Annotated in this window: 8 protein-coding genes and 1 pseudogene; 3 read left to right on the forward strand and 6 right to left on the reverse strand. The window is 43.9% G+C overall.

All coding sequences use genetic code 11. The features are described from left to right. The 4 genes from BM231_RS26495 to pseI all read right to left on the reverse strand — a co-directional run. Positions 1-278, reverse strand: a 278-nt coding sequence (locus tag BM231_RS26495; protein WP_093524247.1) for a transposase, incomplete at its 3' end; no start/stop codon positions are given. A gap of 100 nt (positions 279-378) precedes the next feature. Beyond that, a complete protein-coding gene (locus tag BM231_RS26500; protein ID WP_093524371.1) occupies positions 379-1,023 on the reverse strand; it encodes a formyltransferase family protein in 645 nt (214 codons plus the stop codon). A 44-nt stretch (positions 1,024-1,067) separates the two neighbouring features. Continuing rightward, a complete protein-coding gene (locus BM231_RS26505; RefSeq protein WP_093524373.1) occupies positions 1,068-2,441 on the reverse strand; it encodes a capsular polysaccharide export protein, LipB/KpsS family in 1,374 nt (457 codons plus the stop codon). A 42-nt stretch (positions 2,442-2,483) separates the two neighbouring features. After that, on the reverse strand, positions 2,484-3,557 hold the full coding sequence (pseI, locus tag BM231_RS26510; RefSeq protein ID WP_244527227.1) for a pseudaminic acid synthase: 1,074 nt from the start codon (positions 3,555-3,557) through the stop codon (positions 2,484-2,486). 275 nt (positions 3,558-3,832) lie between these two features. Between pseI and pseB the strand changes: the two genes are divergently transcribed. The 3 genes from pseB to pseF are packed head-to-tail and all read left to right on the forward strand — an operon-like array spanning position 3,833 to position 6,729. Next, positions 3,833-4,834 carry a UDP-N-acetylglucosamine 4,6-dehydratase (inverting) gene (gene pseB, locus BM231_RS26515; protein ID WP_063312263.1) on the forward strand — a complete coding sequence of 334 codons (1,002 nt, stop codon included), beginning with the start codon at positions 3,833-3,835 and terminating at the stop codon, positions 4,832-4,834. Further along, positions 4,831-5,979, forward strand: a complete 1,149-nt coding sequence (gene pseC / locus BM231_RS26520) for a UDP-4-amino-4,6-dideoxy-N-acetyl-beta-L-altrosamine transaminase (RefSeq protein WP_093524375.1) — start codon at positions 4,831-4,833, stop codon at positions 5,977-5,979. Before pseB ends, pseC begins: the two co-directional genes overlap by 4 nt. Positions 5,980-6,039: 60 nt before the next feature. Further along, positions 6,040-6,729 carry a pseudaminic acid cytidylyltransferase gene (gene pseF / locus BM231_RS26525; protein ID WP_093524377.1) on the forward strand — a complete coding sequence of 230 codons (690 nt, stop codon included), beginning with the start codon at positions 6,040-6,042 and terminating at the stop codon, positions 6,727-6,729. Positions 6,730-6,745: 16 nt separating this feature from the next. On the opposite strand, the gene pseG is transcribed toward pseF, so the two are convergent. Together pseG and BM231_RS26535 are read right to left on the reverse strand one after the other, a co-directional pair. Then, positions 6,746-7,840 (reverse strand): UDP-2,4-diacetamido-2,4,6-trideoxy-beta-L-altropyranose hydrolase, encoded by a 1,095-nt coding sequence (gene pseG, locus BM231_RS26530; RefSeq protein WP_093524379.1) that lies wholly within the window; start codon positions 7,838-7,840, stop codon positions 6,746-6,748. Positions 7,841-7,893: 53 nt separating this feature from the next. Beyond that, positions 7,894-8,279: pseudogene (locus BM231_RS26535) on the reverse strand (hypothetical protein); the annotation flags it as partial.

Below are 8,279 nucleotides of genomic sequence, written 5' to 3' on the forward strand. Positions count from 1 at the left end.
CGACTTGTTTCCCTGGCGAAGAACGCTGCCGCCTTTTTTAATAAATCTCTCTCTTGCCGTAAAAGCTCGTTTTCCTTGCGCAAGCGGGCTAATTCTTTACTCGCATCCTCATGCGGCCCTGACAGTAAATCCTGATCCCGAAACTCCTTGATCCAGCGGTTCAGCGTAGCACGGCCCACACCCAGATCGGCGGCAATTTCAGGAATGGGTCGACCACTCACTTCTACCAGCCGCGCTGCTTCCCGCTTAAACTCTTCCGTGTAATGTTTGCGCCCCATAAAGTCCTCCTGATCTTAATGTATCAGAAGGCTCTCTACTTTTCCTGAGCCAGTCCAGTTTAAGTAAGCTAAGTGAGTTGGGAAACGTCAAACTTAACGATTATACTCTCTTTTTGATCTCTATTATGAATTCAGAATCGTGCAGTTTAAAGAAAGCTGGATATCGATTTACATCCATTAAACGAATCTTATTAAAAGTATCTGAGAGCGGTTTTGACGGGTCAATCTCACTATCCTCTGGCGTCCTTTTGGGAAAGTAACTGGCTTCGCCGATTTGACGTGTTCCAACTTTTTGACCGCTTTCAATAAGTCTCACCGCTTTTTCAATCAAACGTATCTCCGCGGCAAATAGCTTACTATCTATCTCGTCGAATAGATCGCTTGGGGCTATAGCTATTTTTTCTTGAGCCCAGATATCTCCTTGGTCAATCTTTTCATGCGCTTCAATTAAACTAATCGTCAGTTCTTCTGCCCCATCCAAGAGTGTCCAAACATGTGGGCTCCAACCCCGACCTTTCGGCAGATCACTTGCATGAATTACGAAAATCTTTGAATATTTACTGGTAATCTTAGAGCTAATGTAATCGCTGCATGAGATCAGCAGTAAAATATCCCCCCCCTTAGCCTCCTCTTTTGAGCTGATTAGACTAACCTGATGGCGGCATTGATTTGACTTAATCCAATGCTGCAGATGTGGTATTATCGGATGTTCAAGGTTGTTACAAAGTAAATGAATAGCAAGCATTAGTTTTCATCCAATCACGCAAAGCTCTAGCATGCATCTGGTCTTCAATTAAGTTGGTCTTTCTTCTGTGTCTCAGCAATAAACTCTAAAACTTCACGAGCAACAATACGAGCATTATCAGATGCATCGTAGTCTTCTTTAAGTACACTATAGACAGGATCTACAATACCTTCACGTAAGTATTGGCTCAGCCAAACAGTTCCAGCCTCAAGTTTTGTGTAATCAAATTCAAAACTCAGCACATCTTCAAATTTAAAAGTGTCGGACCACTCAAAAGATCCATGAAGAGAACGGTACCATGCACTACCAAAAGTGATGACAGGCTTGCCCATCTGCAATGCTTCCCAGCCAGCAGTTCCCGTGATAGTAGCTACAGCTAAGGATTCCTTGATAAGATCGAAGCTGTTTACTTCGCGAGGAAGATATCTCACACGAGGTAATGCTTGAAGACGTTTAAAGAAGCTCGCTTCCCGCATTTGTCCGCTTTGCTTCGGATTTTCCTTCACATAAATATAGACGTCCTCAGGCACCTTACGGAGAAGCTCTTCTAGAGCTAATAGCTGATCACAATATTCATGACCAAGTGCATCCGTTGTCATCTCTGGCTGAAGGTGTAATGGGAAGTAAATAAACCGCTCCCCTTCCTTCGGTGTGTCATAGTTGATCGAATTCAGAATCTGTCTGACACGCCTTTTCTGATCAAGTTTAAAAAGGCTTTTTTTGAATGAGCGTTTTCGGAATCCCAAAAGATATGGTAAAAAATTCAGACCAATCTTTGGCAAGTATTTCATCAGAAATTTCAAATACTCAGAGCTCGTACTACGTTGCACATTGGCCATGTAGAAAGGTCTTTGGGGCTCTTTTTTAACAGGAAGCGATACTCCTGTCTTGGGAAAGCCTGTTTGAAAATACCCAAAATCTTCAATGTCTTTTATGATCCAGAATGCATTTGGGACTAAAGATTGGGTTGTAAGTATGCTCTCGATACCCAATTCCTGAGCAACAAAATGCAAAATAATATGAGGCCCTTCATGAGGCACATTCGTTGATATCACCGTAGAAATATCATTTCTTTTGATAAGCGCGTAAAAATAATGGATCATACTTTCAAGTAAATTTACAGTATCTAACCATGTGTCAGTACGTTCGAAGTTATACCAATACATTCGGTCTTGCATTCGAATGAAGTATGGATAAGCACGTTCTCTTACGCGTTTTGCGAAAGCGGGGTCCATGTCAGCAGCAAATGTGTGAGGAACTTTACAAAGCGTAAAATCCCGCCACGAAATCGTTTCAACATCTTCTGGTTTTACTAGTTTTTGATGCTTCTCAACAATTTGAATCCATGCTCCAATTTCGAAACCTTCATTTCTGAAGCCTTCAAACATTGTCGCGTTAAATCCCGCCAGAAGGTACATTATTTTAATCCGTTATGAATTTTAGTCAGCAATCAAGTTGCTTTAAACTAGATGATGCCACGCCAACGGTGTTCCACGTGCAATAGAATCTCGAGCACGTTGCCCCAGAACACTTTCTAGTTCTTTAGGAGGTAAGCCGTATCCAGGCCTGATTGAACGCACGTGCTCAGAAGTAATTACTTCGCCAGCAGCTATATCTTTGACTATGTAAAGTGAGCGTCGAAAGATTAAACTTCCTTGCTCAGCATCTTTAAGTTCGTAATGGATGCCACCCAATGCTTTCCAAGCAGTGTTGCAATCAACAACAAGCTGTCTAAATTCATTAGGCTCAAGTGAAAATGCTGCATCTGGACCGCCATCATTGCGATCTAAAGTCATATGTTTTTCAATGACAGTGGCCCCTAATGCAGTTGCGGCCACACTTACTGAAGTACCATGCGTATGATCTGAAAGCCCTGTGAGGACGTTGAAAGTCTCACCTAAATGCGGCATGGTTAGTAAGTTGCTGTTGTCCGCAGGAGCAGGATAAGATGAAATACAATGCAAGACTACAAAGTCTTCTAATCCAGCTCTTCGAACTGCGGCAATTGCTTCTTGAATTTCTCCAAGGTCAGCAAGGCCCGTTGATAAAATCATCGGTTTGCCAACACTTGCTACTTTTTCGATAAGCGGAATGTCCACAAGTTCGAACGAAGCAATTTTAAACGCTGGTGCGTCTAATGCGGTCAGAAAATCAACGGCTGTTGGGTCAAAAGGAGACGAGAAAATTGATATTCCAACATCAGATGCCTTTTTGAACAAACGTTCGTGCCAGTCCCAAGGAGTATGTGCTTCCTCATAGAGCTCATAAAGAGACCGACCATCCCATAAGCCACCTTTAATTTGGAAATCTGGGCCGTCATGATCAATTGTTATAGTGTCCGCGGTGTAAGTTTGTAGCTTTACAGCATCAGCGCCCGCGTCCTTCGCCGCTTCAATAAGTGCGAATGCCCTGCCAATGTCTCCATTATGATTGCCAGACATTTCGGCAATCATATAAGGAGGATGGTTCAGCCCAATTTCTCGGTCTGCGATTTTGATAGCGTGCGCCATATGAATACCAAAATAACTGATCATTTAAGGGCGACTTATATCATAACGACTTTAAAGTCGATGTTTTTAGGGACGCAGTTCGTATTTTCTTCAGCTTCAAGTTTCGATATAAGATAGATTAAAAGTAGTTTTTATAATTACAAATACAACCTAAAGTGGTAAATGCTGTGGTTGGATAAAGATGCCCGCCTAGGCTATAATTTGAATAATTACCCCCCTTCTCTTCCAAATACGACTTTCTTTCTCACTAAAAATTCCCTATGTACCTCTCAAATTTAATCATCCAGAAAGGTATAATAATGTTCAACGGTGCAAATGTGCTTATCACTGGTGGCACTGGATCCTTCGGTAAGAAATATACGCAGATTTTGCAGGAGCGTTTCTCTCCGAATAAGATCATTATTTATTCCCGGGACGAGTTGAAGCAGTATGAAATGTCTCAGGACTATAATACTGAGTGCATGAGGTACTTCATTGGAGACGTACGGGATCGAGATCGTCTCACTCAGGCGATGGATGGTGTTGACTATGTCATTCACGCTGCCGCGCTTAAGCAAGTTCCAGCTGCTGAGTATAATCCATTTGAATGTATCAAAACCAATATTCACGGTGCAGAAAATGTAATTCAAGCGGCCTTAGCAAATAACGTTAAGAAAGTGATCGCGCTTTCAACAGATAAAGCCGCTAGCCCGATTAATCTATACGGCGCAACCAAACTTTGCTCTGACAAACTTTTTGTATCAGCAAATAATATGGCGGGTAGCCGTGAGACACGTTTTGCTGTGGTTCGTTATGGCAACGTAGTTGGCTCACGCGGCTCAGTAGTACCTTTCTTTCAAAAACTGATTGATGAGGGTGCTAGTGAACTTCCGATCACTCATGAAGATATGACCCGGTTTTGGATTACCTTGCGTGAGGGCGTTGACTTTGTTCTCAAGAATTTTGAGCGCATGCAGGGCGGGGAGATCTTTATTCCAAAGATTCCGTCTATCCGTATTACTGACTTAGCAAAGGCGATGGCACCTCAACTTCCCTCAAAGATCATTGGTATTCGCCCGGGTGAAAAGCTACATGAAGTAATGTGCCCGATTGATGATGCACATCTGACCATCGAGTTTGATGATCATTTCGCCATTACTCCATCTATTCGTTTTCACGACGATAATATGGATTACAGCTCCAATAAGCTTGGCGAAAAAGGTAGATTTGTCTCAATGGGACAGGAATACGCGTCAGGAACGAACCCACATTTCCTGACACCTGTAGAAATAATTGAGATGAACGAGCGAGCTAAAAAATGATCCCGTATGGTCGCCAGGACATATCTGAAGAAGACATCGAAGCGGTAGAGCGTGTTTTAAGATCAGACTTCTTGACACAAGGTCCTGTGATCCCTGCATTCGAGCGAAAATTCTGCGATTACACAGGTGCAAATCATGCAGTAGCAGTGAACAGTGCAACGAGTGCGCTACATATTGCATGCCTTGCTTTGGATCTTGGCCCTGGCGACATACTTTGGACCGTTCCAAATACTTTTGTAGCTTCCGCCAATTGCGCGTATTATTGCGGAGCCACAGTTGACTTTGTTGATATTGACCCAGATACCCGCAACATGGATGTATCTGCTTTAGAAGCTAAGTTAGATGGAGCCGCACATGCAGGATGCCTTCCTAAGATAGTTGTTCCTGTCCACTTCGCAGGCCAATCATGTGATATGAGAGCAATTGCTGAGCTGGCAAAACGCTACGGTTTTCAGGTAATCGAAGATGCTTCTCACGCTGTCGGGGGCTCCTATGCGGATAAGCGGATCGGGGGCTGTCAATTCTCCGAGATTACGATTTTTAGCTTTCATCCAGTGAAAATCATCACGACAGGCGAAGGTGGTTTGGCACTGACGAACAACGCTGAGCTAGCCGAACGCATGGATCTCTATCGAAGTCACGGCGTAACTCGTGATGCATCTTTGATGGAAAGCCCCCTGAAAGGCCCATGGTACTATGAACAAGTTGCCCTTGGGTTTAACTATCGTATGACTGATCTTCAGGCTGGGCTCGGTCTCTCTCAAATGCAACGATTGGATGCTTTTACGAAGAAAAGAAACGAGCTTGCTCAGACCTATAATAGTCTATTGCAAGAGCTTCCTATCGGTCTTCCACATCAGTCATTTGATACTTATTCTGCTTGGCATCTATATACAGTACTCATCCCTCAACCAGCAAACCGTGATGTAGTGTTTCAGGAGATGCGTGAAAAGGGCGTCGGGGTTAATGTGCATTACATCCCAGTACACCTTCAGCCCTTTTATAAGAAACGAGGCTTCAAGGAAGGAATGTTTCCATATGCGGAAGCTCACGGTAACAAGACACTTACACTTCCGCTGCATCCAAACCTAACGGCGGAGCAACAGACTCATGTTGTGTCCGCATTAGGTGAGGCAATAAGCTGAAGCTTGTTTATCGCTTCAACGTGATGTGTTTAATTGATTAAAACACCCTGAAGGACTATCGTGGCTGTTTGTATTATACCTGCGCGTGGTGGATCTAAAAGAATACCACGCAAAAATATTCGTAATTTCCTTGGCAAACCGATGATCGCTTGGTCTATTCAAGCCGCCCAGTTAGCTGAGTGTGTTGATGACGTTGTTGTTACTACCGATGATGCCGAGATCGCAGAAATTGCCACGAAATGGGGAGCTAAGGTCCCATTTCTCAGAGCTTCACACCTAGCAAATGATTTTGCACCAACCAAGCCAGTTATAGCGGATGCGATCGAGAACCTAAATCTCGACAAAGATGTTTTAGTCTGCTGTTTGTATGCAACAGCTCCTTTTGTGCAATCAGGGGACTTAGCGGCAGGCTACAAACTATCAAAACAACATCGCGGTACATTCGCCGCATCGGTTTGTAGGTTCGACTACCCGATTCAAAGGGCGTTGAAAATGACAAAATCTGGTGCGGTTGAAATGGATAAACCTCAGTACGGAACCTCCCGGTCACAAGACTTAGAAACCTTTTGGCATGATGCAGGGCAATTTTATTGGGCAAGTTCAGAGAACTGGCAAACTGGGACTGATGCGATTTTTGAGCAAAACACGTTCGGTATTCCACTTCCCTCTAATCGTGTGCAAGACATTGATACAGAAGAAGATTGGATCAAAGCAGAGCAATTAATGCGAATTCGTTTAAACACAAACTAAGACTATCTAAGTTAGCTCAAATGGCTTTTACATTGTAGCTTTCAACATGCTCTACAACTTTTTGTGCGCCTAAGCCATCGACAAGCTTTGCAGCATTAATACCGAGCCTTGTAAGATTTTTGGCTTTCCGAAGGTGTTTTACTATCTCCAACAAGGATGCTGCGTCCCATAGCTGGGCCTGTTTTGCGATTTTATGCTTATCTAGGTCGACAGCAATTTGCTTTTGGTTGTCCGCAAGGCTGAATATGATGCTTGGCACCCCGAGACACGCTCGTTCCCAGGATGTACTACCCGCTGCACCTATGCACAAATCAGTATCTTTCATGAGCTCTGCCATGTTGTTAACATTTTGCAACACATAGACATCAATAACTGAAGTCGACGCTTTCATTTTTACGGAGTCAGCATGTGCAGCGCTCGCCCCCAGTACAACCGTGACACTCAGTAAACCAAGGTCAGTCGCTTCTTCAAAGAAATCTATTAGCCAACCAGAAACGTTGTCCTTATCTGCTCCCCCCATCGTTATAAGTAGCTTTTCGAGCTTTGGTTTTTTTCTTCGCTCGATACTTATCGCTCTCATTTTTTCAAATTCAGGGCGAAGTAGTGCAAACTCAGGTCCGGCTAAAACTTGACAGTCTCTTGGCACAAGATCCTTATAGTTTTCACGAGATCGGCCCAAATTTTGATCTAGCAGTATATCTGCGATGTGAGGCCTATCGAAAAGATCATCAATTACGATAAGTTTGCATTGCGGCCCCCGCACTTGTTTTTCCCAACGGTGGTCAAGAGCGTAATGGTCTAGCACAATCCAGTCGGGCTCTATTCCGGATATGACTGCTGCTGTATGTAAAGCGTCAACTTCCCAGTTAACTCCTAACCAAGATGCATGTGCCACATCATCCTCTCTCGCAATAAAAGGAGGGCCATGGGGTAACTGGAAAAATGAATGTCCTTTGCTCTTTATCACATCTTGAAGAGATTGCGGGATTGACCTGCAAATGAAATAACACTGCCCTCCGGTTCCCTTAAAGGCATCAGCAAGCGTGATGCATCTCATGATATGACCGGTCCCTATTTCAGTTGATGCGTCTGCTCTGAAGGCAATTTTCACGGTTTTCCCAACTCACTTAGCTTACTTAAACATCATTATTTTTCGGGCTTTACTCATACATCATATCCGCGTTTACGAAGGATACGGAGCCAACGTTTGCGGATGGAGCGCTTTAAACGTGAGGCAATGGTATTGGCACGCTTGGGTTGGAATGGATCATCAACGTGAGCCTCACCGCCAATGTGGTGACAAGCCCCAGGATCAAGGAAAGCAACCATCCAGCCATCTTTCTTCATGACCATGGAGATCCGCTCTTCGGTGCCATATTGCTCATAGGGACCATATTTGTCCCACAAACTCTTGCGCACCAGCCCAGGATTGAATGAGAAGCTCAACCATTCAGGATGGATGTCTGTTGGCATGAGAGCATATTTAACGCCGCTAGTTTCTTTTCGAATACAGTTTTCCTGAAACTTCTGCTGTAGATCTGAAAGCTTAC

Origin of the sequence: Pseudovibrio ascidiaceicola, assembly GCF_900114245.1 — a bacterium.
In the GTDB taxonomy this organism is placed as follows: Bacteria; Pseudomonadota; Alphaproteobacteria; order Rhizobiales; family Stappiaceae; genus Pseudovibrio; species Pseudovibrio ascidiaceicola.

Excerpts from the sequence above, each read along its gene's own strand:
- BM231_RS26500 (WP_093524371.1), bottom strand. The coding sequence starts at position 1,023 with ATGCTTGCTATTCATTTACTTTGTAACAACCTTGAACATCCGATAATA.
- BM231_RS26505 (WP_093524373.1), bottom strand. The coding sequence starts at position 2,441 with ATGTACCTTCTGGCGGGATTTAACGCGACAATGTTTGAAGGCTTCAGA.
- pseI (WP_244527227.1), bottom strand. The coding sequence starts at position 3,557 with ATGATCAGTTATTTTGGTATTCATATGGCGCACGCTATCAAAATCGCA.
- pseB (WP_063312263.1), top strand. The coding sequence starts at position 3,833 with ATGTTCAACGGTGCAAATGTGCTTATCACTGGTGGCACTGGATCCTTC.
- pseC (WP_093524375.1), top strand. The coding sequence starts at position 4,831 with ATGATCCCGTATGGTCGCCAGGACATATCTGAAGAAGACATCGAAGCG.